Origin of the sequence: Chryseobacterium sp. T16E-39 (assembly GCF_002216065.1) — a bacterium.
Classification (GTDB): domain Bacteria; phylum Bacteroidota; class Bacteroidia; order Flavobacteriales; family Weeksellaceae; genus Chryseobacterium.
Window position 1 is genome coordinate 4227205 of sequence record NZ_CP022282.1, and the last position, 25485, is coordinate 4252689.

At 35.3% G+C, this 25485-nt stretch carries 32 protein-coding genes; 11 read left to right on the forward strand and 21 right to left on the reverse strand.

Features of this window, described 5'->3' with window-relative positions; translation table 11 throughout:
* Window positions 1-21: 21 nt before the first annotated feature.
* Entirely contained in the window at window positions 22-417 is a 396-nt protein-coding gene (locus CEY12_RS19225) for a winged helix-turn-helix transcriptional regulator (protein WP_089029208.1), read from the forward strand.
* Window positions 418-538: 121 nt separating this feature from the next.
* Here CEY12_RS19225 and CEY12_RS19230 read toward each other — a convergent pair whose 3' ends face one another.
* The gene (locus tag CEY12_RS19230) at window positions 539-904 is read right to left on the reverse strand and encodes a DUF1304 domain-containing protein (RefSeq protein WP_089029209.1); all 366 of its coding nucleotides are present in this window, start codon (window positions 902-904) and stop codon (window positions 539-541) included.
* Between the two features lie 65 nt (window positions 905-969).
* Between CEY12_RS19230 and CEY12_RS19235 the strand changes: the two genes are divergently transcribed.
* The 3 genes from CEY12_RS19235 to CEY12_RS19245 all read left to right on the forward strand — a co-directional run bounded on the left by CEY12_RS19235 (window position 970) and on the right by CEY12_RS19245 (window position 2485).
* Window positions 970-1542: a Crp/Fnr family transcriptional regulator gene (locus tag CEY12_RS19235; protein ID WP_089029210.1), complete on the forward strand. Its 573-nt coding sequence runs from the start codon at window positions 970-972 to the stop codon at window positions 1540-1542.
* 63 nt (window positions 1543-1605) lie between these two features.
* Entirely contained in the window at window positions 1606-2037 is a 432-nt protein-coding gene (locus CEY12_RS19240; protein ID WP_228409734.1) for a DoxX family protein, read from the forward strand.
* A gap of 4 nt (window positions 2038-2041) precedes the next feature.
* Window positions 2042-2485 carry a carboxymuconolactone decarboxylase family protein gene (locus tag CEY12_RS19245; protein ID WP_089029212.1) on the forward strand — a complete coding sequence of 148 codons (444 nt, stop codon included), beginning with the start codon at window positions 2042-2044 and terminating at the stop codon, window positions 2483-2485.
* A 104-nt stretch (window positions 2486-2589) separates the two neighbouring features.
* On the opposite strand, the gene CEY12_RS19250 is transcribed toward CEY12_RS19245, so the two are convergent.
* The 6 genes from CEY12_RS19250 to CEY12_RS19275 all read right to left on the reverse strand — a co-directional run bounded on the left by CEY12_RS19250 (window position 2590) and on the right by CEY12_RS19275 (window position 7338).
* Window positions 2590-3561, reverse strand: a complete 972-nt coding sequence (locus CEY12_RS19250; RefSeq protein ID WP_089029213.1) for a cyclase family protein — start codon at window positions 3559-3561, stop codon at window positions 2590-2592.
* 218 nt (window positions 3562-3779) lie between these two features.
* Window positions 3780-4763: an aldo/keto reductase gene (locus tag CEY12_RS19255; protein WP_089029214.1), complete on the reverse strand. Its 984-nt coding sequence runs from the start codon at window positions 4761-4763 to the stop codon at window positions 3780-3782.
* 21 nt (window positions 4764-4784) lie between these two features.
* On the reverse strand, window positions 4785-5459 hold the full coding sequence (locus CEY12_RS19260; RefSeq protein WP_089029935.1) for a type 1 glutamine amidotransferase domain-containing protein: 675 nt from the start codon (window positions 5457-5459) through the stop codon (window positions 4785-4787).
* An 80-nt stretch (window positions 5460-5539) separates the two neighbouring features.
* The gene (locus tag CEY12_RS19265) at window positions 5540-5827 is read right to left on the reverse strand and encodes a putative quinol monooxygenase (protein WP_089029215.1); all 288 of its coding nucleotides are present in this window, start codon (window positions 5825-5827) and stop codon (window positions 5540-5542) included.
* Window positions 5828-5839: 12 nt separating this feature from the next.
* On the reverse strand, window positions 5840-6724 hold the full coding sequence (locus tag CEY12_RS19270) for an NAD-dependent epimerase/dehydratase family protein (protein WP_089029216.1): 885 nt from the start codon (window positions 6722-6724) through the stop codon (window positions 5840-5842).
* Window positions 6724-7338 (reverse strand): NAD(P)H-dependent oxidoreductase, encoded by a 615-nt coding sequence (locus tag CEY12_RS19275; protein ID WP_089029217.1) that lies wholly within the window; start codon window positions 7336-7338, stop codon window positions 6724-6726. Before CEY12_RS19275 ends, CEY12_RS19270 begins: the two co-directional genes overlap by 1 nt.
* Window positions 7339-7530: 192 nt before the next feature.
* Here CEY12_RS19275 and CEY12_RS19280 point away from each other — a divergent pair, with 192 nt between their 5' ends.
* A complete protein-coding gene (locus CEY12_RS19280; RefSeq protein WP_089029218.1) occupies window positions 7531-8280 on the forward strand; it encodes a metallophosphoesterase family protein in 750 nt (249 codons plus the stop codon).
* An 84-nt stretch (window positions 8281-8364) separates the two neighbouring features.
* Here the strand turns inward: CEY12_RS19280 and CEY12_RS19285 are convergent, their stop codons facing one another.
* From CEY12_RS19285 to CEY12_RS19295, 3 genes are all read right to left on the reverse strand, one after another.
* Window positions 8365-9150, reverse strand: coding sequence for an alpha/beta hydrolase (locus CEY12_RS19285; RefSeq protein WP_089029936.1), 786 nt, complete (start codon window positions 9148-9150; stop codon window positions 8365-8367).
* Window positions 9151-9364: 214 nt separating this feature from the next.
* Window positions 9365-10231, reverse strand: a complete 867-nt coding sequence (locus tag CEY12_RS19290) for a helix-turn-helix domain-containing protein (protein WP_089029219.1) — start codon at window positions 10229-10231, stop codon at window positions 9365-9367.
* Between the two features lie 77 nt (window positions 10232-10308).
* Window positions 10309-10893 (reverse strand): Crp/Fnr family transcriptional regulator, encoded by a 585-nt coding sequence (locus tag CEY12_RS19295; protein WP_089029220.1) that lies wholly within the window; start codon window positions 10891-10893, stop codon window positions 10309-10311.
* A 118-nt stretch (window positions 10894-11011) separates the two neighbouring features.
* Between CEY12_RS19295 and CEY12_RS19300 the strand changes: the two genes are divergently transcribed.
* Window positions 11012-11908, forward strand: a complete 897-nt coding sequence (locus tag CEY12_RS19300) for a LysR family transcriptional regulator (protein WP_089029221.1) — start codon at window positions 11012-11014, stop codon at window positions 11906-11908.
* Here the strand turns inward: CEY12_RS19300 and CEY12_RS19305 are convergent.
* Together CEY12_RS19305 and CEY12_RS19310 are read right to left on the reverse strand one after the other, a co-directional pair.
* On the reverse strand, window positions 11885-12358 hold the full coding sequence (locus CEY12_RS19305; protein ID WP_089029222.1) for a GNAT family N-acetyltransferase: 474 nt from the start codon (window positions 12356-12358) through the stop codon (window positions 11885-11887). The two genes, CEY12_RS19300 and CEY12_RS19305, sit on opposite strands and share 24 nt — an antisense overlap.
* Window positions 12358-12792, reverse strand: coding sequence for a GNAT family N-acetyltransferase (locus CEY12_RS19310; RefSeq protein ID WP_089029223.1), 435 nt, complete (start codon window positions 12790-12792; stop codon window positions 12358-12360). The genes CEY12_RS19305 and CEY12_RS19310 overlap by 1 nt, the downstream gene beginning before the upstream one ends.
* A gap of 126 nt (window positions 12793-12918) precedes the next feature.
* Between CEY12_RS19310 and CEY12_RS19315 the strand changes: the two genes are divergently transcribed.
* Complete coding sequence (locus CEY12_RS19315) at window positions 12919-13794, forward strand: aldo/keto reductase (RefSeq protein WP_089029224.1); 876 nt, start codon at window positions 12919-12921, stop codon at window positions 13792-13794.
* 176 nt (window positions 13795-13970) lie between these two features.
* Window positions 13971-15035, forward strand: coding sequence for an NAD(P)H-dependent flavin oxidoreductase (locus CEY12_RS19320; RefSeq protein ID WP_089029225.1), 1065 nt, complete (start codon window positions 13971-13973; stop codon window positions 15033-15035).
* Between the two features lie 77 nt (window positions 15036-15112).
* On the opposite strand, the gene CEY12_RS19325 is transcribed toward CEY12_RS19320, so the two are convergent.
* From CEY12_RS19325 to CEY12_RS19365, 9 genes are all read right to left on the reverse strand, one after another.
* Window positions 15113-15895 (reverse strand): C-type lectin domain-containing protein, encoded by a 783-nt coding sequence (locus CEY12_RS19325; RefSeq protein WP_157676856.1) that lies wholly within the window; start codon window positions 15893-15895, stop codon window positions 15113-15115.
* A gap of 364 nt (window positions 15896-16259) precedes the next feature.
* Window positions 16260-17597: a UDP-N-acetylmuramate--L-alanine ligase gene (locus CEY12_RS19330; RefSeq protein ID WP_089029227.1), complete on the reverse strand. Its 1338-nt coding sequence runs from the start codon at window positions 17595-17597 to the stop codon at window positions 16260-16262.
* Between the two features lie 2 nt (window positions 17598-17599).
* Window positions 17600-18040 (reverse strand): hypothetical protein, encoded by a 441-nt coding sequence (locus CEY12_RS19335; protein WP_089029228.1) that lies wholly within the window; start codon window positions 18038-18040, stop codon window positions 17600-17602.
* A 16-nt stretch (window positions 18041-18056) separates the two neighbouring features.
* A complete protein-coding gene (locus CEY12_RS19340) occupies window positions 18057-18863 on the reverse strand; it encodes a lysophospholipid acyltransferase family protein (RefSeq protein ID WP_089029229.1) in 807 nt (268 codons plus the stop codon).
* A 27-nt stretch (window positions 18864-18890) separates the two neighbouring features.
* Window positions 18891-19520, reverse strand: a complete 630-nt coding sequence (locus CEY12_RS19345; protein ID WP_089029230.1) for an NUDIX hydrolase — start codon at window positions 19518-19520, stop codon at window positions 18891-18893.
* Between the two features lie 175 nt (window positions 19521-19695).
* Entirely contained in the window at window positions 19696-20172 is a 477-nt protein-coding gene (locus tag CEY12_RS19350; protein WP_089029231.1) for an OsmC family protein, read from the reverse strand.
* Window positions 20173-20258: 86 nt separating this feature from the next.
* Window positions 20259-21818, reverse strand: a complete 1560-nt coding sequence (locus CEY12_RS19355) for an Rne/Rng family ribonuclease (protein WP_089029232.1) — start codon at window positions 21816-21818, stop codon at window positions 20259-20261.
* A gap of 362 nt (window positions 21819-22180) precedes the next feature.
* Complete coding sequence (locus tag CEY12_RS19360) at window positions 22181-22471, reverse strand: HU family DNA-binding protein (RefSeq protein ID WP_002984212.1); 291 nt, start codon at window positions 22469-22471, stop codon at window positions 22181-22183.
* 138 nt (window positions 22472-22609) lie between these two features.
* Window positions 22610-23281: a response regulator transcription factor gene (locus CEY12_RS19365; RefSeq protein ID WP_089029233.1), complete on the reverse strand. Its 672-nt coding sequence runs from the start codon at window positions 23279-23281 to the stop codon at window positions 22610-22612.
* A 186-nt stretch (window positions 23282-23467) separates the two neighbouring features.
* Here CEY12_RS19365 and tssO (CEY12_RS19370) point away from each other — a divergent pair, with 186 nt between their 5' ends.
* Genes tssO (CEY12_RS19370) through CEY12_RS19380 form a run of 3 tightly spaced genes read left to right on the forward strand, consistent with a single transcriptional unit; the run spans window position 23468 to window position 25478 of the window.
* Window positions 23468-23998 carry a type VI secretion system TssO gene (gene tssO, locus CEY12_RS19370; RefSeq protein WP_089029234.1) on the forward strand — a complete coding sequence of 177 codons (531 nt, stop codon included), beginning with the start codon at window positions 23468-23470 and terminating at the stop codon, window positions 23996-23998.
* 3 nt (window positions 23999-24001) lie between these two features.
* Window positions 24002-24523: a type VI secretion system TssO gene (gene tssO, locus CEY12_RS19375; protein ID WP_089029235.1), complete on the forward strand. Its 522-nt coding sequence runs from the start codon at window positions 24002-24004 to the stop codon at window positions 24521-24523.
* 43 nt (window positions 24524-24566) lie between these two features.
* Window positions 24567-25478 (forward strand): PKD domain-containing protein, encoded by a 912-nt coding sequence (locus CEY12_RS19380; protein WP_089029236.1) that lies wholly within the window; start codon window positions 24567-24569, stop codon window positions 25476-25478.
* Window positions 25479-25485 lie beyond the last annotated feature (7 nt).

Consider the following 25485-nt stretch of genomic DNA (forward strand, 5'->3'; position numbering starts at 1 on the left):
AGTAACTTTAAGGATACTATTATGTCAAAAATTATAGAAAACGGAATCGAACGTGAAGCAACGTGCACGGAAGAATTATTTGCCATGCGCGATAGCCTGGATGTTCTAGGAGGGAAATGGAAGCTGATGATTCTGCGTTATTTAACGAACCGTACAGATCTGCTGATTCATTTTAAAAAACTTCAAAGAGGGATTGATGGGATTTCCGCAAAAATGCTGAGTAAGGAATTAAAGGAACTTGAAATGAATTTGCTCATTACACGTACGATCCAGGATACGAAACCCATTACCGTAACCTATGCGGTGACTGAATATGGAAAGTCAGTGCTTCCGGTTACAGAAACCTTAGTGAACTGGGGGATTATCCATCGCGAAAAGATCAGGCAGTCGATGGGAGTTGGTGATTTAAAGATTTAAGAATTTAAATTATTGAAAAATTTAAAAATTAGAAGACTCTCGCAGATTTTGCAGATGATTGCGTTAAAAAATCTGCGAGGGAATAATTCTTTGCATTTTTATATGGATCAAAAAAGAGATATTATTTCAAAAGTACAGCGATGATCGCTAAAATAGCAGGTAAAGCCTGGACGAAAAAGATTTTTTTTGTGGCAGAAATAGCTCCATAAATTCCGGCAACTGCTACACATCCGAGAAAGAAGAGTGCAATATTCGTTTGCCATTCTACATCCTTGATAAAAAAAGACCAGATCAGCCCGGCAGCAAGAAAACCATTATAAAGCCCCTGGTTGGCTGCTAATCCTTTTGTTGGCTTAAACATCTCAGCGGGTAGGGCGGCTTTGAAAACTTCTTTCCCTTTGGTTTCCCAGGCAAACATTTCCATCCAGAGAATATAAATGTGTTCTAATGCGACTACTGCTATCAAAATTTTAGCAACGATTTCCATGATTAATTATTTTTGTGATTGTAAAACTAAAAAAATAAAGTTAAGTTTGATTATTAAATTGCAAAATGGATACTTTTAAAACCCATCTGGATAAATTCATTACGATCTCGGAAGAGGAGTATGTTTCTGTGCTGTCTTTTTTTGAGGTTGTAGAAGTGAAAAAAAAGCAGACCCTACTTTTTGACGGTGAGGTTTGTAAATCCATGTACTTTGTTTCAAAGGGATGTCTGAGAAAATTTTTCGTTAATGAAAAAGGGGTTGAACAAACCACTGAATTTGCAGTTGAAAATTGGTGGATCACAGATACATTTGCTTACGAAAGACAAATAAAAACTGAATTTAATATTCAATCAGTAGAACGTTCCTCTCTTTTGGTCATTGATCTTGAAACTCAGGAATTGTTGTTAAAAAAGCATCCGGTAATGGAGCGCTATTTCCGAATGATTTATCAGAGGGCCTATGCCGCTTCTGAAAGAAGAATCCGCTATTTATATGAAATGAGCAGAGAAGAGCTGTACGTTCATTTCAGTACACAATATCCTTGGTTTATCCAACGGATCCCACAATATCTAATTGCTTCTTTTCTCGGTTTTACTCCCGAGTATCTTAGTGAAATACGGGCGAAATTACGTTCTTAAACCAGTTTAAGATTTTTAAGATTTAAAAGTCGCAATTTTGTCATGTTATTAAAAGCTAACACAATGACTCATAAAAAAATACAATTTCCACAATTATTTTTAAGAATTGCAATCGCGGTCAGTATGCTTTCTGCGGTAGCAGATCGTTTCGGTTTCTGGGGCAAAAATGCAGCATGGGGAAACTGGGAGAATTTTGAAAAATATACCCGGCAGCTAACCTTTTTCCTTCCGGAAAGTTTAAGTCAATTTTCAGCATATATGGCGACATTCTTTGAAATTGCTATTCCGCTACTCTTGCTTTTGGGCTTTAAAACTAGAATAGCAGCTTATGGCGCAGGATTTTTACTGCTGATTTTTGCACTGTCCATGACAATTGCTCTGGGAGTAAAGGCTCCTCTTGATTATTCTGTCTGGGTAGGAAGTGCAGCAGGATTTCTATTAGCGGGTCAACAACAGTTTTCATTGAGTTTAGATCAATTAACCAAAAAAATATAATATTATGAGTACTAGAATCAATATTGCAAAAACAGATGCAGCGGCTTATAAAGCAATGATGGGATTAGAAGGGTATCTTCAGACTATTTCTTTAAACCCTATTCAAAAAGAATTAATTAAAATCAGAGCTTCACAGATCAACGGTTGTGCTTTTTGTTTGGATATGCATACAAAAGACGCTATGAAATATGGTGAAACGCCTCAAAGGATATACCTTTTAAATGCATGGAGAGAAGCTTTGGAATTGTTTACAGAAGAAGAGCAGATCTTACTGGCAATGACGGAAGAGATTACACTGATTAGCCACAAAGGATTAACTGAAGAAACGTATCAAAAAGCAACGTCATTTTTTGATGACAATCAGATTGCACAGATCATTATGGCGATTATAACGATTAATGCATGGAATAGAATTGCTATAAGCACGCATTTACCCATTATGAAGTAATTTTTTAAAATTGTTTATTAACAGCAAGAGCTTTTCATTTTTGAAAAGCTCTTTTTTGATTTAAATCGTTCCAAGGATTGATTAATAAAATGGAATGTCCTGTTTTAATAAATAGCAACAGGGTTGATATTCACCTGTGTAGATCCTTTATACAACGGTTGTCCTAAAACGAAAAGAAATTCCCAGATTTTTTCTTTCACCAAAGGTCGGCTGTCAATGAGTTCCAGATTATAAATTCCTTTCTTAGCAAGCATAAACTGATTGATCGGAAATTCTTCTTTACTCTTAGGGTTTGGATATACCTCTGAAGCCCAGGTATCTCCGCCAAAAGCGACTATTCCCTGATCAGCAAGCCATTGTGCAGCCTCCATCCCAATGCCGGGTTCAACTTCCAAAAACTGTTTATTGTCTTTGCCGATAAGTTCAAGCCATCCCGTATTAAAAAGAACAACATCTCCTTTTCTTAAAGTAATTCCCTGTTTTTTCAATACAGTCTTAATATCGGACACTGTAAATTCTGTTCCTCCGGGAATAACAGATTTTCCGTAATGTGCTGTCATATCCAGGACAACACCGCGGGTTACAAATGGTGGAACTTTTTCAATACCCAGCTTCTTAACTCCTTCTACAGTTACAAAGTCAGCAGCTTTGTTACCATTATAGTAGATATTGTTGATGCCGATATGTCCAATTCCGTTAAGTTGTGTTCCGACACCAGTCCATCCATTTACCAATTCATCATTGAATGTGAATTTATTGGGACCGATACTTTGACCAGCCTGTTCTCCTGGCTGGATATTATATAAATTAAAACTTCTGTGACGGAAAGCAGGAAGATTTTTATCAATAGCAACTGCTAAGGGTAATGTTTTGCCTTGTTTTACCAATGTAATTGCTCCTTTTACTACTTCAGGAGTTAATAAATTAGCAGCTCCTATTACATCATGAGCCCCGTATGAAGAAGGATACCATGACTGATCTTCAGGATTGACATACAGATTTTGAGCTTTTACAGATATCGTATTGAAAGCCAATAAGACTCCCAACCCGAACATTGTGATCAGATTATTTTTCATTTTCTATGATTTAGGGTTAAAAAGAGAAGTTAGAAAAAGTTGAAAATGGAAAGAGGAAAGAGGAAAGTTGAAAGTACTGTAAAGTTAATAATAAAAAAGAGCAGCTATTTTATTAAAAATTATAAAGTTTAATGGATTCAACTCTATAGTTAAATATCATTTATTCAAACAGGCTTTAATAACTTTCAATTTTCAATTTTCCTCTTTCAATTTTTTTATTAAATTCCTTTCAGTGCAGAATTGATGATGTTTAATTCTTCCTGAGAAAGGTCTACAGACATTGCCTGTGCATTTTCAATGGCCTGCTGTGCATTACGAGCTCCTGCTAATACTACGCTTATTGCGGGTTGTAGTGCTGTCCAACGTAAAACCAACTGTGAAACGGTAGCGTTTTTCTCTTGTGCTATACCTTCCAGAGTTTCTAAGAAAGTTTTTACTTTTTCAAGATCAAATTGAGCAAAATACCCATTACGATGGTCATCAGCTTTTAATTGAGCCTGCTTGAAATACTTTCCTGTTAATAATCCTCTTTCCATAGGGCTATAAACGATAATTCCAGTGTTGTTTTCTAAAGAATAAGGGACAAGATCTTTTTCGATTGCACGGTTCAGCATGCTGTAAGAAACCTGATTGCTTGCCAGTTGAATTGTTTCAGATGCTTCTTCCATCTGCTCTACAAGATAATTGCTTACTCCTGCTGCTCTGATTTTCCCTTGTTGAATCAATAGTTCTAACGCTTCCATTGTTTCGCTAATCGGCGTAGAGTTATCCGGCCAGTGCAACTGTAAAAGATCAATATAATCTGTTCCCAGGCGTTGCAGACTTTCCTCAACTTCTTTAATAATGTTTTCTTTAGAAGCGAATTTATATACCGGAAGGGTTTTTCCATTATCTTCTGCATTAAAAAAGAATTCACCTTTACCCTGATTACTTCCATCCCAAACCAAACCGAATTTGGTTAAAAGCTGGATTTTCGAACGGTCTTTTCCTTTAATAGCTTCACCAATCATTTCTTCACTTAATCCGAAACCATAAAAAGGTGCCGTATCAATGGATGTCACTCCGTTATCTAAAGAAGCATGGATAGAGTTGATGGAATCTTGTTTTTCATTTCCACCCCACATGTTTCCACCGATGGCAAAAGCACCGTGTGTAATCACTGATAATTCAAGATCGGTATTGCCTAATTTTCTATATTCCATTTTGTTTTAAAATTTTTGAAATTATTTGTTTAATTCTTTTAAGATAGCCTCACCTACTGCTTTTGCAGATTGAGGGTTCTGTCCTGTGATCACTCTTTGATCTGTCACCACATGAGTTTGCCAAAGCCCTGATTTTTCAAATTTTGCTCCTCTGGCCTTAAGCTGTTCTTCTAAAAGGAAAGGAACAACATTCGTAAGCTTTACTTCAGCTTCTTCTTCATTGGTGAAAGCATTGATCTTTTTCCCATCCACCAGGTATTTCCCATCGTTCAGTTTAATATTAACCAGGCCTGCAGGTCCATGACAAACTCCTGCTACAATTCCTCCGTTTTCATAAATTTTTGAAGCGATAGATGCTAATTCTGTATTATCAGCAAAATCCCACATGGCACCATGTCCTCCGGCGTAGAAGATTGCTGAATAATCAGCGGGTTTCACTTCAGAAGGTTGTAGCGAATGATCGATTTTATTTTTATATTCTTTATTTTCCCAGAATTCTTTGTTTACAGGATCTTTAAGATCAAATCCATCTACAGGAGGTGTTCCTCCTTTTGGACTTACAAAATCGATATCATATCCCGCATGGTGAAGAACTTCCCAGGGATGAGAGACTTCTCCCAAATAATATCCGGTGTTTTCTCCGGTATCTCCTTTTTTGTCATGACTTGTCACGACGAATAAAATTTTCTTTTTCATTTTAATTGATTTTTTGGTTTGTGAATTGGCAAATCCCATCATAAATAAACTGAGAACTAAAAGCGCAAGTTTTTTCATGATTACAGAATATTGGTTTTATAAATTTGAGGGATTTCCTGCAGTTTTTCATCAATCAATGCTCCAAATGCCTGGATGTATGGTTGTTGATTGTGTTGATCAAGTCCTGCTTCATCTTTCCATATTTCGTAGAAGATAAATTCATTTTTATCCTCTATTCCCTGATGAAGGCTGTAAAGCTCACAAGCCTCTTCTTTGCGTGTTTCTTTTACCATATTTTGAAGGACTTCCAATACTTCAGCCTGATGTTCTTCTTTTGCTTTGATGATTGCTGTAAGATATATTTTCATAATAATTTTTATTTAAATAAATTTTTCGATTGAGTTATATTGAGGATTCCAGCCAAGCTCTCTTTTTGCTTTGTCAGCATTACACAAACTATTAGAAGCAAATCCGAAATATCCTCCAGCGGGACTAAATCTATTCACAGCCTCCTGAACACTTAAAGATTGTGCAGGGAGCAAGGTGTATTTTTCGCTGATATTTTCTGCTATATTCTTTATTGTCGATGAGCCATTTTCTGCATAGTATAGAGTGCCTGCTTTTGCATTTTCCAGAGCAAGTACATATAAATCAGCCAGATCTTCAATATGAACGTTTGACCATATATTTTCGCCTTTTCCGAAATACACTCCAAAACCCTTTTCTTTCGAAAATTGGATTAATGCAGGAACCTGGATGCTATCTTTTTTTAATCCTAAACCTTGCCCATATACCATTGTGGGTACAATAACAATGCTTCTGATATTCTTTTGAGCAGACTGCAAAACATAATTGTTGATCAGTACTCTTGAAGCCATTTCCAGCCGTGGACTTAACGGAATGTCTTCAGTGAAAATAAAATCACTTTTCTCTCCATTTTCTTTTCCTCCCAGAATAGCTGATCCTGATGTGAAAATTAAAGTCTTGCCACTTCCTTCCAAAGCATTAATAATACTGTCTACAGCATAAGCGTCATCAGCAGAATCGGCATTGTGAATAATTGCATCAGCCTCATCAATGGCAGATTGTAAAACCGATTCATCATGTATGCTTCCCATAATGGATTCTATTCCTAATGATTCCAATTCTTTTATGTGGTCTTCATTACGGACTAAGCCGGTGACATGATAGTTTTTCTCCAGTAATTTCTTGGCGATTGTCCCACCAATATAACCGGTAATTCCTGTGATGAGTACTTTTTTCATTATACTAATTGTGGTTTTAATTCTTTTTCAAAAACATTTTTAACGTGATCCTGGTATAGCTTCATGTCACGCTCTATGTTTGCATTTTTCTCTACATCATGGAAGTGGAAGCTATCCATTTTTTGTAAAGAGACGAAGGCATTCATTCTGTGAAATCCGAATAACGGTCCATTATCTACACTTGTTTCACTAAAAAATTCTCCGGGAAGGGTAAAGGCTGTTTCCGGGGCATTCCAGCTGGTTGTTACCATGTATTTTCTTCCTCCGAGCATTCCTCCTGTTCCATAATTGATTTTAGGATTCTCTGCGGTTCTTCCATCACTGAGATAAATACCTTTGGCATGTCCTGCCGTGAAAACTTCGTCGATATATTTTTTAAACCCGTTAGGAAGTTGAAACCACCAGATCGGAGTGTGATAAATAATATAATCTGCCCAAACGAATTTTTGAACCTCTTCATTTTTATCATATCCTTCAGATATATTAGTTACTTTAACTTCTACATTTTCAAAGCTCTTCAATGCTTCAAGGGTGTTATCTGCAACTGTTGTATTATATTTTCCTCCGGAATGTCCAAAGTTTTGACCACCATTAATTATTAATACTTTTTTCATTGTTTTATGATTGTTTAAAATTGATAGTGCAAAGTTAGGCGGAGTTATGCTATGATAAAAATAATATAAATTATAGTTTAATATCAGAAAAATGATACATTAAATTTAATGAATTATGGTTAAATATCATTCCTGTCTTCTGTTTTATTTTCATTTTTGTCCTGTACCTTTGTTTGGAAAATTGAATGAAGTATGATACAGATAGCTGTTTTTAGCGATGTACACGGGAATCTTCCTGCTTTGGAAATCGTGTTGAATGATATAAAGAAAAGAGGAATTTCACAGAAATTCTGTTTGGGAGATTTGGTGGATTTTGCTCCCTGGGGGAATGAAGTCATTGAGAAGATCAGAGAAGAGAACATCCTTTGTTTGTTGGGAAATCATGATGAAAGAATTGCCTTTGATCTGTCAGTCATTCCATTAAGCAAGCATTCGGAAGAAGAAACAGAGGCAAGATTTGTAGCTATTGACCATTCAAAGAAAAATATTACAGAAGAAAATAAGTCTTTTTTAGCACAGTTGCCTTTTCACTTAAAATTAAATTATAAGATAGGAAAGAAACATTGGAAGCTTCAGCTGGTACATTCGGGTCTGGATAGTAATGATACGTATCTGTATGAATCTGAAGACGATGAGGTTTTTAGTGAAATGCTGAATGTTTCCCAATCAGATGTTGTATTGATGGGACATACTCATCTTTCTTTTAAAAAGAAAATTGGTGAAAAATGGGCCATTAATACGGGTTCGGTAGGACGGTCAAAAGAAGAGAACAGGCTAGCTTCTTATTTGATTCTTACGCTGAATGAAGAAGAGATCATTCCTGAGATTGTTCAGCTCGCTTATCCCGTTGAGGAAGTCGCAAAACAGATTGAAATAAGTGAGATCCCCAATTATTACGCTGCTTTTTTAAGAAATGAAAAGGAAATAAAAGTTTTAGAGTAAGGGAAGTTCAAAAGAAATAAATTCATAAAAAAAGCTGTTTCAAATTAATGAAGCAGCTTTTTTAATGATGGAATGCAGTGTGGATTATTTTACTTCCTTTGAAGCTCTGATTATAACATCAGCAACTTCCTGAGGATGAGAAATAAATACTACGTGGCTTCCTTTTATTTCTGTAATTTTCGAATTCCCATTTTTGTACATTTTGCGTTGGATGGAAGGGAGAATTGCTTCATCCTGAGTGGCTACAATACCATAAGATGGTTTTGTTTTCCAAGGAGCTTTTGTAACTTTTGCAGCTAGCGCGGCAGCAGAGAAACGTCCCTGTGATGCATACATGAAATCAGCCTGTTCTTTAGGAAGATCTGCACAGAAACCTTCATGGAATTTAGCTTTATCATAGTAAAGAAATCCTTTTTCGTCTGGAGGTAAAATTCCACTTTTTGGCGATGCGGGTTCTGTTTTTGCCCAGTCAATAGCAGATTCTCCTTCATTAAGTTGGAAAGCAGCTACATATACTAAAGCGGCTACGTTAGGATGGTCTCCTGCTTCTGTAATAACCGTCCCTCCATAAGAATGTCCCACAAGAATGGCTGGCCCATCCTGTTTATCAAGGGCATCCTTTGTTGCCCGTACATCATCAGCTAATGAAGTTAACGGGTTTTGTACAACAGTCACATTGTATCCTTTTTTGGAAAGAATATCATAAACCCCTTTATAACCTGAACCATCTACAAATGCTCCATGTACGAGTACTACATTTTTGATGACTTTGGATTGGGCTGAAAAAGACGAAAGGCCACTAATCAGTACGAATAAAATTGCTAAGAAAGATACTGACCCGAATGATTTTAAAAATGATGATTTTTTCATTGTAATATATTTTAAGATTAATATTTGCATGGACATACAAATGGTTGGCATAGGGAATCTGAAATGTTAAGATGACTGAACATTTGGCTTAAAATCGGAAGGAAATACTTCGTCTTTTTGTGATTGCCCTAATGAATTTTCCATGTTGTATATTTTTTTAACATGGCAAAGATAGGGTAGGTGGAGAGGCGATAAAAGATTAAAAAGTGGATATTTATTGTACTTTTTCCGTTTTGTGGTTGTTTTTCTTAAAAAATGCAGGAGTGAGTCCTGTTTTACTGGTGAAAAGTCTGTTAAAATAGGCTGGATCTTCATAGCCCAGATGGTAAGCTATCTCTTTGATATTGTATTTTGAATAGCAGAGCAAACGTTTTGCTTCAAGGACAATCCTGTCTTTGATAATTTCATTTGGCGAGGCGAGGTTGAGGCGGTTAAATTTTGCTGATAAAGTCTTGGGAGCCATATTCAATAAGTCGGCATAATCTGCAACCCCATGTTTTTTTCTGAAATGTATTTCTACCAGTCTGCTGAAATCGCGGAAAAATTCCATTTCCTTTGCCGGTTCATCGTTTAGTTTTCCCAGCTGTTGTTTTTTCCAGGCACGTGTGGCTCTGATGATAAGCTGTTTAAGGTAAGTCCGGATCATCTCTTCCTGCGAGGATTCTTTTGCTATAAGCTCTTCTTTAATTTGAACATAAAGGTTTTCAGCAAAAAGAGATTCATTATCTGAGAGGAGTGTACGGGGAAGGTTATAAATATTATTAAAGAGGATCCCATCACAGGCAACTTCTGCATCATGGATCTGTATACAGTAGAAATCACGGTTGTAATAGATGAAATGTGCATCCTGTTGATCCGCTTCCCTAATTCGTACTTTTTGATGGGGCCCTACAAAAAATAAAGCAGGACCATCATTGTTATATTCATCAAAATCTACAGTAACCTGAGAGGCTTTCGGAAAGAAGAGTATTCTTATATATTCATTGTATTCGTCGGTATTAATATCCTGTAAAGATTGATCATCAATAATAAGATAACCAAACATTTTATGATTGTACTCGTAATAATTAATGAATTTCATGATAGCGATAGGGGCCCTTTTGATTTATAGTCTGTAAAATTAGGTAATAATCTTATTGGTAATGATTTATTGCGTGATTAAAAATCAATATTTCTTCTGATTCTGCTCAAAGATTGTTGGGTGACTCCCAGGTAAGAGGCAATATCACTTAAAGGAACCCGTTGCATGAGGTCTGGATGTTCGGAAATGAATTTTTGATAGCGTATTGAAGCTTCTTCTCCCATCAGATAATTTCTTCCTTTAATTTTTTCCATTAAGGTTTTCTGAGTAATACTTTCAATAAGGTTTTTAAAATGAGGTAACCGTTCAAAAAGCTCATTCAGTTTTCTCTTTGAGAATACTAGTATTTGAGCGTGAGTCACTGCTATAATTTCTTCATTGGAGATAACTTCTTCGTCGAAACTATAAAGGATGGTACAAAACTTATTTTCTTTAATAAAGAACTGGATCACCTCATTGCCCTTTTCATTAGTGGAAACGATTTTCAAAATACCCTCTAATACAAAAAACAATTCCCTGGCAATCTTACCTTCATGCAGAAGAATACCGCCGGATGCAATTTCCCTTATCTCTACATATTGCCATATAAGACTGAAATCTTCAGTAGAAAATTGTTCGACAGAATTTAGAAAATGATGAAATGCCTGCATATTGTTTTTCATAATGGTAATAAGCCTTTATACAAAGGTATTACAATTATTAATCCCAGGAATAGTTATCTTCTATCTATTAATATTCTGATTATTTTGTAATTTCGTATCATAATTTAAATACTAAAATATGGTTAATTTAGAATGGTACCGTACTTTTAAAGAGATCTACAAGACCGGGACTTTAACCGGCGCTGCTGAAAGCTTATTCATTTCCCAACCGGGAGTGAGCTTGCATTTAAGTTCTTTGGAAGCGTATGTAGGATATAAATTATTTGACCGTACAGGAAGGAAAATGATCCCTACAGAACGAGGGAAGGTTCTTTATAATGCCGTTTTTGAGCCACTTCTGAAACTTGAAAATGTCGAGAAAAATTTCCAGAAATCTACAGAAAAACATACCCCAACGATCAGCGTAGGAATGTGTTTTGAAACTTTTCAAACTACTTTGGAACAGTATGTCTCTACGTTGCCATTTAATTTAATTATCAGTTTTGGAGAGTATCCGGAAATGATCGACCAACTGGATAAAGGGATCTTAGATCTTATTATTACACCCAAAAAAGGATCATCACTGAATATAGAACACGAAGCTTTTTCGTCCGAACAAATTATTTTGGTAGGAGGGAAGGATGTGGATACGGATAGCTTTAAAAAAGTACTTAAAACGAAAGATTTTGATCAGATAGAAGATTGGCTTAAGCAGGAAAAATGGTATGGAACCACAGGAGATATGGAGCACCTTTTTCAATTCTGGATTCTGAATTTTGGACATAAACCTAATTTCCGTCCAAATTATATTGTTCCTAATCTCAATTCAATTATCCGTTGCCTGAAAGGAGGAACAGGTCTTGCTGTGGTACCTGATTTTTTATGTAAAAATGAAATTGAGAATGGGGATGTTAAGCTGATCTGGGAAGGAGATAAAAAGCTTGAAAATACGTTATATTTTGGTTGCCGCAAGAAAACAAGTTATCAATCGGAGATCGGTCATATCAAAAAACTATTCAGGGAAGTTATGAGTTAAAAACTCTAAAACGATCATATCCCGCATCTGAAGGTCATTTTCAAAGATAGGAGCAGGGTAGTTTTCGATAAAGAAATCTTTACGTATCGTTTTTTTAACAAATCCGTTTTTCTCATAAAATCTGATTTGCTGAAACCCCGTATCAGAAGTTCCTACAAGCAAAGAGGAATAATGATTCTGTTTGGCTATCTTTTTTGCATTACGGATTAAAATACCACCGATGCCCTTATTCTGATAGGGGTCGGCTACTGCGATATTTTTAATTTCCAACTCTGTATCACTACTCCTGAAAAGCGCCATTACAGCAATGCTTTGTTGGCCTTTTTTGAGAACATATACATCACACCTGAAAATATATTGATGAATCGCTTCTATTGTTTCATCTGCCAATAGAAGCAATTCATAAGGGATTTCTTCATCGGTTTCGATCTGATGAAATGTAAACTCCATTATATGCTCATATGAATTATTGGATAATCTTTTCCAGAGCTATCTTTTTCTGATCTTCCCACCTTTTTAAACCCCATTTTTTCGTAAAACCCGACTGCCTGCGGATTTTGTTCATTCACATCCAGTTTGGTGAAGCCTATCTGGTCTTTCATAAACTGATATAGCTTCTTACCATATCCCTGTCCACGAAAATCATCATGAATAAATAGCATTTCCAAAGTGTCTTCAGCTACGGAAGCAAAACCTTTTGCGTTATTATTATCCGTTATCAGATAAACATCCAAATGAGGGAGGTAATCTCTCGGAATTACTTGTTGAAAATAATTAAAATCCTCTTCTGCAAGAAAATCGTGAGTTGCTTTCACTGATGATGCCCAGATTTCCATGATTCGGGGATAATCTTCTGATGTTGCTTTAATAATCTGACTGGTCATTGTTTTATATTCTCATGCAAAAATAAATAAATTTTAAATTTCATAAAGCGAGGATTTAAGACATAAAATTTCAATTTTTTATTGCAAATTTGTTAGACTTTATATTAAAAATTAAAATAAAGAATTATGCAGAAAAAAACGTACACCGGGCAGCCTGTTGTTACTTTGAATAACGGAATTGATATCCCGGCATTAGGATTTGGTGTTTGGCAGATTGATAATTTGAAAGTTTGTGAAGAAGCAGTAATCAAAGCAATTCACTCAGGATATAGAATGATAGATACAGCGTCTATTTATCTTAATGAAAAAGCTGTCGGAAGTGCTGTGAAAAATAGTGGTGTAAACAGAGATGATTTGTTTATCACTTCAAAGCTATGGGTACAGGATCATGGATATGAAAAAGCAAAAGCTGCATTTCAGAGAACCTTAGACAGATTGCAACTGGATTATCTGGATATGTATCTTATTCACTGGCCGTATGGTGATTTTTTAGGTGCCTGGAAAGCACTGGAAGAATTATACCATGAAGGTAAAATCAAAGCCATTGGAGTCTGTAATTTTACGGTAGAGAAATTAGATGAACTGAAAGCAAACTCCACTGTTCTTCCGGTGATCAATCAGATCGAGTTACATCCGATTTTCCAACAAAAAGAAATGCAGGCATATGACCGTGCAAATAACATTGTTACCCAGCCGTGGAGCCCTTTAGGAAATGGTAATGCTGAACTTTTACAAAATCCTGAGCTGAAATCAATTGCTGAAAAGTATGGCAAAACTGTTGCACAGGTTATTTTGAGATGGCATCTGCAGGAAGGCTTTGTTATTATTCCAAAATCTATTACACCCTCAAGAATTGAAGAGAACTTTAATGTATTTGATTTTGAATTAACAGAAGATGAAATGAATGTAGTGCGTTCATTGGATACTGGTAAAAGATTGTTCTTTGATCCAAAAGATCCGGAATGGGAGGTGAAGATGCTCAATTCTATAGCAGATATTTAATCATAAAATTGTATCAAAAGCGGACTTTAGTCCGCTTTTTTCTTTCAGAGGTTTCGTAGAGAGAATCTGGTGCAGGTAAGAAATAAAATAGCAACTGATATTTATCAAGCTATTTTATAGAATGTTCCCTGTAATTCTTTGTGTTTTTTCGTAAATTTTAAATCAAAAATAACGTTATGATCTGGCCCAATACATTAATTGAAAAACTAGGCGTAAAATATCCTATTATTCAGGCTCCGATGTTTGGGGTGAGCACTCCCCAAATGGTAGCAGCATCCGCAAAGGCTGGTTGTCTGGGAACTTTGGCTCTGGCTGATCTGTCTGCGGCCCAATCAGCTCAATTGATTCAAGAAACAAAAAGATTAACTGATCAAGCCTTCGCGGTCAATATTTTTGCTCATCATATTCCTGAAATTACAGATGATCTGCGACAGAAATTTGTAAAAACAAAACGATTCATCGAAGAACTGGCGAAAGAAAATCATTTGGAGATTAATCTTCCAGATCTTGAACATATCAAGGTCAACAGTTATCATGAGCAAGTTGATGTGATTATCGAACATGGGTGTAAGATAGTGAGCTTTACGTTTGGGAATCTGGATGCTGAAAGCATCAGGAAATTGAAGGAACATAATATTACCCTCATCGGAAGTTGTACATCTGTAGAAGAGGCTTTGATGCTGGAAGAGTCAGGGATTGATATCATTTGTGTACAAGGAATTGAAGCAGGAGGTCATCGGGGAACTTTTGATCCAGAAAACATTCCGGAAATTGGTGGCTTTTCTTTATTATCCCAGGTATTTGACTCTGTAAAGGTTCCGCTGTTATATGCAGGTGGTATTTATAATGCAAGAACATTATGGGCGTCAAAAGAGTTAGGGGCACAGGGATTTCAGGTAGGCAGTATTTTATTGGCTTCTCAGGAAAGCGCCCTCCAGCCATTTGAGAAAGAAAGGCTTCAAAGAGTAACTGAAAATGAAGTGGTTCTAACCCGGAGTTTTTCAGGAAGATTTGCAAGAGGAATCAGAAATCAATTTACAAAAGCATTGGATGAGACAGATTATATTCTGCCTTATCCATATCAGAATAAGTTAACCGGTGAATTACGGAAAGTAGCGAAGGCGATGAATAATGCAGATTTTGTAAATATATGGGTGGGACAGTCGATCCATACTTACAGTGAGAGCTCTGCTACAGATATTTTAAAAGAGCTTATACTTGAGGTGGAAAAGATATTTTAAAGAATAACAATAGATGGTTTAAACAAAAACTCCTTTCAATTTGAAAGGAGTTTTATGTGGAAAAATGGATGTTATATTTATTCGTTAAACTCAATAATAAGCTGATTCATTGGGCTGCTGTTAGAGCTTGTAACTGTTCCGGCGAGATCATTCCACCTTCTTTCACCACCTACCAGTATGTGGGTCGCTCCTTCGTTTCCTCCTGCATTGTTGGGTTCTCCGGCAGCAAACCAGTTTTCCGTGGTCGCGGGGTTAGTAGACCAGTTGATTCTAAATTCTTCTCCCGTAATCCATTGAAGCTGATCAGGATTTCCCGGTCTTCTGATTTTATTAAAACCAATCCATATATTATTAGCTAAGTTATAACCGGTTCCGGATGCTACAATATTCGTGTTAACCCAGGCTCTCTCAGCGTCACTCGGCATGGTTACTAAATAGCCTCCCATCTGCTTACCAAAATTAAATGCGTTGAACCAGTTGATGGATTGTGAAATTTGATAGGCACAATAGGTATGGTTGTTGACAGCCCATTTTTTACAGCCAAATTCTGTAGCTGTTCCTCCACCAGGAACCGGACCTGGAGGTTGCTGCCTGTTGGCAACAGGTTTCGGATCATAGCCTAAAATAGTGGAATTAAAGCCCGATGAACCACCTCCGTTTAACTCATCTCTGGAAATTTTCCTTACATTTCCATTACCGTCTGCTGATAAAATGACATCATTGTCTGCACCCTGATTCAATGTTCTGATTCTCAGCTCACCATTGATATCCAGAGTTTTTGTAGGTTGTGTTGTGTTAATACCTACCTGCGCACTCATACTCGATGATATGATCACTAGTAAGAATAAAATTTTCTTCATTTTTATAATGTTTTAATAGTATAAAAATAATTAAAATATTTAATCTGAAGGAAGAATATTGAACTTTAACATATTGATTATCATAGATATATGTTATTTCGTTTTGACTTTTATGAAGAATAAAATTAATTATTTAGATTTAATTCTATCATATTTTATATATGGGTAAATTATTTAATTGGATAATAGTAATTTTAAAACGATTCTTCAGTTATTATTTTTTAGATTAATTAATTGTTACCTAGCATTTATTTTCTCATTTAGATCATTTTTATGTTTTTTGAAAGCTAAAATAGTCACCCTTTTTTAAATAAAAAGCTCCCTTCTTTTTAAAGAAGGGAGCATCGATAGACATGGCTGTCATTTATTTTGTTAGGTCTAAGCCACCAAAATTACCGGAACTCATCATCAGAAAGACTCCTTGAGTCTTGTCTAAAATATCCCAATAGGCATGAAGTTCCTCGGCGTTGGTAAAGACTTTTAAATTCTGATTTTTAAATTTTTCCTTGATCAAATCGGAGGAGATAGGCTCCATTCTTTTAATTTTTAAAGCATCTTCAGAATAGAATACTATTGCTTCATCTAAGCCATCCATTGCATGGTCATATTGCTCTAAAAAAGCAGGGTTTAGACTTGAATAGGTATGTAGCTCAAGAAAGCCATATTTCTTCTCTTTTTTAAACTGCTCATTAAAAGCTTTAACTACCGCTTTTACTTTGCTTGGAGCATGTGCAAAATCTTTATAAAGTGTACCCCCATCTTCTCTTTCTACTTTTTCAAGACGTTTTGAAGCTCCTTTAAAACTCATAATAGCCTCATAGAAATCTTCATCCATAATACCCAGATGTCTGCAAATATTTCTGGCTCCTTCCAGATTCAATAAATTGTGGGCACCAAAAACAGAAAGTGGAATGTCTCCTATTTCGGTTTTCAGTAATACTTTACCGTTACTGATCTCATATTCAGGGGTTTTGTAAGGTATTCTTCTGAAGAAATTTTCCGCATTATCCACTACTTTTACAACTTCCGCATCTTCTTCATTATATACCAAAACACCACCAGGAGTAATGCTTGCAACAAACTTTCTGAATTGTTCAATATAATCATCAAATGTTTTGAAAACATTGATATGATCCCACGCAATCCCACTTAATAAAGCGATATTAGGCTGATATAGCAAAAACTTCGAACGCAAATCGATTGGAGACGAAAGATATTCGTCACCTTCCAATACCATAAAATCATTATCTGGAGTCAGCTTGACCATACAGTCAAAACCCTCTAATTGAGCTCCCACCATAAAATCCACATCTTTTTGGTGGAAATTCAGGACATGAAGGATCATGGAAGTGATTGTTGTTTTTCCATGCGATCCTGCGATAACGACCCTGGTTTTGTTTTTTGACTGCTCGTAAAGAAATTCAGGATATGAGTATATTTTTAAACCTAATTCTTTTGCTTTGGCCAGTTCAGGATTATCCTGATGAGCATGCATTCCTAAAATAACTGCATCAATATCGGATGTGATCTTTTCTGGAAACCAACCCAATTCGTTGGGCAGAATTCCTTTATTATCAAGCCTGGTTTTTGAAGGTTCGAAAATAGCATCATCAGAGCCTGTCACCTGATATCCTTTATCTTTTAGCGCAATGGCAAGATTATGCATGGCACTTCCGCCGATAGCAATGAAATGGGTTTTCAATTTTATTTAGTGTTTTTTACATTATTATTAATAATCTCATGGAAGGCATTGATAATATTTGCCCAGTTGGTCTTGAAATTTGGCATAACCAGACTGGCGTCTGTTTTACTGCCCTCATTAGGTCCTTTTTTTATATTGATAGAAGTAGTTACGTTATCATACAATTTTTTATGATCTTCCTGTATTCTTCTAAAATTATTTTGAGAAAGAACGGTATTGAGTTTTTTCAGATCTTCATCTGATACTTTAAAATCTTGTTTGATCTTTTTTCCTTCGCCTTCAAAAGAATAGTGAGCACTATTATCTTTGATAAGTAAGTTTTCATAAACGGGAGCATAACCTCCGCTTTTAGAGTAGCTTATATCAAAATCTGAATATACTTTTTGGCTATTGCATGAAACTAATACTATAAGTGCGAATAAGATTCCTATTATCCTTTTCATATTAATTTACCTTTTTTTAATTATCTGAATCCTTTTGTTCTAATTTTTTAGCTTTTAGTTCTTCATCATATTGGTGTAGTAAATTGAAATCCTCAGTTTGCTCTATAGCAGTCATGATCTTCAAAAGAATCTGATGAGCATTTTCTTTATCATAATCAATATCCAGAGGTGCTTTGAACTCCATGGTGGGTTTTACGCCTGTTACTTTTACCCGTAATCCTTTTTTGTCAAATGCTCTTCTGAAGCCATTGATTTTAATAGGAATTACAATAGGGCGCTGGTTTTTAACCAATTTGGCAGTACCCCTGCGTCCTTGAGCGAAAGCTGAAGTAGTACCTTGAGGGAAAGTTGCTACCCAGCCGTTATCAAGAGCTTTCATTATATTATCAACCTCAGTAAGGTCTACCATTCTGTTTACATTTTTACCTTCAGCCCGCCAGGTTCTTTTTACAGTTACAGCTCCGGCAATTTTAAAAATTTTAGGAAGAATACCCTTATTCATGGTTTCCTCTGCTGCTACGTAATAAAAGTCGATCTTCGGATTAAGAAGATAGATGGGGTTTTTAATGGTATTTAAATAGCCATTGTTTACTGCACAGAATGCATGATACATGGCTGCAACATCTGCAAAATAAGTCTGATGGTTAGATACAAACAACACATTAGAATCAGGGAGATCCACAAGGTGTTCAGTACCGGTTATTTTTAATTTATTAAAGCCATTGAATCTTCTGTAAGACACAAAGCCCAAAATAAAAATAATTAACCTTTTCAAAAAGTAAGGTGTTCCGAATGCATCGGTGAAAATATTTTTCTTCGCCATTTCTCAATTAAACACGGTTGTGCAAAGTTACATTTTTTTCAGCAACTGACTGAATTCACTTAATATCATTGCTGTAGCCCCCCAGATAATATACCCATTAAAATTGATGACGGGAACTTCATGGCCTCCGGCACTCTCTAGAGCCATAATTTCAGGCTGATCAGGAAGATTTAAAAACGAAGTGATCGGAAACTCAATGGTTTCTACTGCTTCACTTTGTTGCAGAACAAAAGTTGGATTTTTTTTGGTGTACGAAATATAGGTGTAGACGTAGAAATTACTTGGTGGGATATAAATAGGAGACATCTCTCTTATGATCCTTACATAGTGTTTATCTATTCCTATCTCTTCTGAAGTTTCCCGGACAGCAGTGTCTGCGAAATCCCGATCCATTTCCTCACGTTTTCCGCCTGGTAAAGATATTTGCCCGCTATGCCGGTCGTGCTCGTTAATGGTTCTCTGAATTAATGGGAAATACCATTCATCATTTTTTAAATAGAGAACAATATTTACAGCGGCAAATTTTGGATTCTTTTCTAGAATTTCATCATGATTGAACACAGGACGATAAGGTGGAGAAAATACACCATGAGCATTTTCCCCTGGCAATTCCACATTTTTAATTTTTCTTAATAAATCTTTTCCAAAACTTTCCATAGCTCAAATTTAGTAATATATCTCGAAGAATTGAATAGCCATTAACATTAATTAACCATTTCTAAAGGGCGAAATTGCTAAAAAGCAGAATGCTGAAATTGCTGAATCGTTCATTTGTAAAATTGTAAAACTGTGAAATTGCGAATCTGTACAGTTGTAAAAAGTTATCGAAATATTAAAGAGGTTTAACGAGTACAGTCGAGAGGTGTTTGACAGGAAAATTAACGGAATTGGCGATAAAACAAAATTCATTAGCCTTCGCATGAAGTTCTTTTGCTCTTTCTACCATTGACTCTTCTGTAACAGAGATCGTAGGATTCAATGTAACTTCTTTAAAATGACCACTGCCATTAGCCGTTTCTACCATAATTCCTGTTGCAACGTCAGTGTAATCAGTCACAATAATTCCAGCTTCTGAGCAAAAATGAAGATACCAAAGCATGTGACAGGAGGATAAAGATGAAAGGAGCAGATCTTCGGGATTATGCTTGGTCTTATCACCACGAAATGCCGGATCGGAAGATCCTTCAATGGTCGTTTTATTTTCTACGGAAATCGTGTGGCTTCTTTCATAATTACGGTAATTACTTGTCCCTGATCCTTTGTTTCCAGTCCACTGGATCACGCTTTTGTAGTGGTGCTCTTTACTCATTGTTTTCTGATGTGTTGAAATGACGAAATTGATATAGCTAATTTAAATAAAAAAACCTCTAGAAAACTAGAGGTTATAATGTCGTATTAATTGGAATATCCTGATACTTCTTCTTTTTTAGAATTGTAAATTTTGTATTCCAAATATTTAAAAGAATCCCTTGGGATGATGGTTACCCATTTTTTATATTTTACAAACCATTTTACCTGGATACTTTTAATACCTTTCGTAAGGTAAGCTTCCACGAATGGGTGTACATGCAGATAAAGTTTTCCTTTATCTTTTTGCATGATATTTCTGATGGTTTCTTCCATCCTTTCTACAATAACAATAGGAGCTACAATTTCTCCGTCTTTGTTAGGGTTTTCTTCTTTGGTTTCGATTTGCTTTTCCGGACGATTTCTCTGTCTGGTAATCTGTATAAGTCCAAATTTACTTGGAGGTAAAATTTTGTGGCGAGCTTTGTCGCGTTTCATTTCTTCTTTCAGATGTTCATACAAATCTCTTCTGTGATCGGCGTTTGGCATATCGATAAAATCGATTACGATAATCCCGCCCATATCACGGAGACGCAATTGTCTTGCAATTTCTGTTGCTGCCATTTTATTCACGTTAAGCGCGTGTTCTTTATTGGCTGCATTTCCGGTCGTAATGTTATTTCCGGAGTTCACGTCGACTACGTGTAAAGCTTCTGTGTGTTCGATAACAAGGTAAGCTCCTTTTGAACTTGGAATGTTGACGTGTTTTCCAAAGCTTTGTTTAAGCTGTTTTTCAACGTTGTAATATTCCAGAAGAGGAATGTGAGAATTGTAAAACTGAACAATATTCTTTCTTTCGGGAGCAATGACCTCCACATAGTTTTTCATTTCTTCTACCATTTGTTCATCATCACAAATGATACTTACGAAGTCCTGATTGAAATTGTCCCTTAATATAGCTGAAGCTTTATCTTCTTCACTTAAGACTTTAGATGGAACTTTGTTTTTCTGGATGTTTTTAAAAGTACCTTCCCACTTTTGAATCAGTTGATTCATATCGTTGTGGAGATCCGCTACTTTTTTTCCTTCGGCAACAGTTCTTATGATAACACCAAAACCTTCAGGCTTGATACTTTCAATAAGTGTTCTTAATCTTTCTTTTTCCTCAAAACTTCTTATTTTTTTGGAAATAGAAACTTTATTGTCAAAAGGGATTAAAACCAAAAAACGACCCGTTAAAGAAACCTGTGTTGAAATTCTCGGTCCTTTAGTCGATATGGGTTCTTTAGTAATCTGCAGTAGAACAATATCATCTTTTACAATGACCTTATCTACAGTTCCGTTTTTGTCTATTTCGGGTTGTATCTCGAAATTCTTTAAGCTTGAGGAGCTTTGTTTTTTAGAAATCGTGTCTTTTAAAAACTTTTTATACGTAAGATATTGTGGGCCAAGATCCTGATAATGCAAAAAAGCATCTTTATCATAGCCAATATTTACGAAGGCAGCATTTAGGTTGGGTGCCAGTTTTTTTACTCTTCCTATGAATAAGTCTCCAACTATAAAATCACTTTTGTCCTCTTCCTCATGAAGTTCACATAGTCTTCCGTCTTCCAGTAATGCAATCTTTGTAAGTTCATCCTCATGCGAAACTATTAGTTCTTTCTTCATTTTGTTATAAGATAAAATTGTTTAGATTATAGGAAATAGGCATGACTTTTTGTAAATAAATATTTTTAAATTTAAGAATTTGTAATTAAAGTTATGCTATTTATTTTCATAAATAAAATCAATACTGATCCCTAAGAATCCTATAGTTACAAATAAAAATATAGTCGGTGTAAATAAAAATATTAAAAACACCAACTATATTATTATATGATAAATCTCAAAAAAAGAGATTATTTTTTCTTATGTCTGTTTGCTCTTCTTCTTTTCTTTCTTTTGTGAGTTGCAACCTTGTGTCTTTTTCTTTTCTTTCCGCTTGGCATAATTTTAAATTTTTTAGTAACTAGTTAATATTCAGTTAATTTTTATTTTACTGCAACTTTAGTTTTTACTTTCTCAACAAAAGATTTTGATGGTTTGAAAGCAGGGATATTGTGAGCAGGAATCTCGATTGCAGTGTTCTTAGAAATGTTTCTTCCTGTTTTAGCAGCCCTTGTTTTAATTATAAAAGAACCGAAACCTCTTAGATAAACGTTATCTCCATTATACATAGAAGTCCTGATCTCCTGCATAAAAGCTTCTACAACTTTCTGTGTTTCATTCTTTTCTGTTCCCAACTTATTTGAGATGGTGTTTACCAATTCTGCCTTTGTCATTTCCTTTTTTAATTTTAAATTTTAGGTGTGCAAATTTAGTTAAAAAAATTGAATACTAGCAAATTAGTGGCAAAAAAATTTCGGTAACGGGTTGAGGTTTTTATGTTTACTCTATATGAATATTATATTAAGATGCATTTACATGCTTGAATTGTAATATCCGTTTTCAACACAGAATCGAATAAGATGAAGTTTCGTCTTGAGTCCTAATTTCTCTGTAAGTCTATTGATATAGGTGTCAATAGTCCTTGTGCTGAGATTTAATTTTTCTCCGATTTCCTTATTGCTAAAGCCTTCATAGCAGAATTTCATTAGTTGTATTTCTGTAGAAGAAAGCTCTTCCTGGCTCTTTTTTTGTCGGTCCATATACTCCATAACAGCAAGAGGCTGCTGTTCCCATTCTTTAGAATAGGCTTCATAATCGAATGTATTTGAGGCGACCTGTCCTTTTATAATATCTCTGATAATATTGCTTTTTTTCTCACAATAAAAAATATTGGGGATCTTGGAGAGTATTTCTGCCATATCTTCCTGGTAGGTTCCGGAATACGTAATGATTGGTGTTTCAGAATTGCTCTTTCGGATATACTTTATGGCTTCAATTCCGCTTAGTACGGGCATGAAAAGTTCAATGACAAAGACATCTTCCTGTCTTCTGTAGATTCTATTCACGAGTTCATGCCCATTGTTACAGTCATTAAGGAGCATGTAAAAAGGGTTTTCTAAAAGCGTTTTGACAAGTATCTTTTTAAAATAAAAATCGCTGTCGGCAATAGAGAATCGTACAGTATTGGTTAAAATTTTATTCACTTTAATATTTAATATCTATTTGGCTTATGATAATTAAATTTAGGGTTCTAAATTAATAAAAACTTATGAATGGTAAAATTAATCTTAATTTAAATGAAAAACAGTCCGTTATATCACGGAAAAGTTAGATATTGTGCAGGATAATTTTTTTTTATACTTTCACAGACCCAAAACAAATCACAAAGTATGTCTTCAAATAGAGAGAAAAAATTAAATAAGTCGGACGTCAGAGTAGGCATTTGGAAATTTGTTCTATCCTTTGTCGTTTTAGCCGCTGTTTCTTTTACCAGCGTGTTTTTCTTTTTCAAAAGTTATGATGCGCAAACAGACGGCGTTAGCCGCGATGCTGAGGCCTATAGAGAATTATTGGGCCGCAGTGATATCCTCAGAGTACAGGTTGATACCATCTTTAGCAGAATGAGCAGGCTCAATAGGGTCGAAAATGATATCTTCCTCAGGAATGATATTATTGATAATGTTAATAATGCTAAAAACATTATGGGAAAAGATAGTGCTGATAATTTCAAGCATTATTCTGTTTTAATGAAACAGATAAGCCCGATGTTGACTTTGAAAAATCATATTGTAGAAGTTTCCAATAAGAAAAAGATCGCAATAAGAGACGTAAATGGGTGTATGGGAAGAGTAGGCAGTATGGAAAATGTACTGAAAGAAGACCCTACAAGAAAATTCACAGGTAGTCGAAGAAAAAGATAAGCTATGCAAGGACACATTACATTATCTAAAAAAGAAAAGCAATATCAATTTTTCTATTTGATTTTAATGCTTTTAGCAGCACTCATATTTTTAGGAATTATTTTTTTAAAAAGATTTAAATCGCCCTTTTCCGAGGATGATATTATAGCCATTCAGAAACTTGAACAGAAGGCAAAGTTTGATCAGCAACGAAAGCTAACCCAGCGTTTGCAGGACAGCACATTCGTTCAGATCAGCAGGCTTACAGATGAAACTACAGAACCTTTCGTAGAGAATTCTATTCAAACAGGGATCAATGATATTAATAATACTTTTGGCCCTGATTTTATTGATATCAGAAAAGATGCGTATCCTCAGATCGCACAATTTTATAAAATGTATTTTGAGGACAAAAAAATTATCTCCAGAACAACAGAAGATATCAAACTCTTTCAGAAGCAATATCAGGATTGCCTGATTGGCCTTCGGGAAACTAAAGACCGTGTCTTTCAAAGACAGAATGCATTAAAAGCGAGAACTCAGTAGGCAAAAAATTAATACTCAATCAAAACACATCACAATTATAACTATGAATTATTTTCAAAAAAACAAAAAGAACATTATTATCGGTGTTATTGCAACATTGCTAATTGCGGCTCTTGTTGCATTATGGTTGCAGAAAAAGGTCATTCATTCTGCAGATGATATTGTAGGGGTAGTATATCCATCTACTTTAAGCGTAGGTGATACACTTGTATTTGAAGATAAAACTCAATTTGCAAAAAGCAAAAAATGGAACTTCGGAGACGGGTCTACTTCTGAAAAGAGTAGTGGTATTCACTTTTACAGTAAGCCAGGATATTATCCTGTGACACTTATTATCGACAATAAATACTCAAAATCCTTTCCTGTATTGGTTTCTGCGAGAGCGCTCCAGAAGGCAAAAGATACGGCATTGGCGAAAACAACGATAGAAGCACCGTTGCAGGCTATGCAATTCGAAAATGTACAATTCCGTGCTGTTTCCGATGCAAAGCAGTTTAGCTGGAAATTTGGAGAAAGTGGAACTACTGATTCCAAAGATAAACTGGCAATCTATTCCTATAAGGAACCAGGGGATTATATTGTTACCTTGTATACGGATGAGAGTATTGAGCCCATCATACACAGAATCAAAATTAATCCTTCTTATGATGCCTTAAATGATCAGGATGTAAGTGTAGAAGATGCCTATGCTAAAATTGATGATGATTTTAAACGTCATTTGCAGCAAATAGCAAATGGAAACAATTTCAATTCACATTATAATTACTTACTTCAAAAATATCTTTGTAATAACGAAAATACTGTTGTAAAAGTAAACGATAGCAAAGCCAATAACTTTTACATGTATTGTGCAGGACTTCAGTTTGATAAAAATACTGTTATCCAGACTGTGAAGGTAAATTTTGATGATGCACAAAACTGTGTAACCAAGGTTGATATCAATCAAAGTAAATAAACTATTC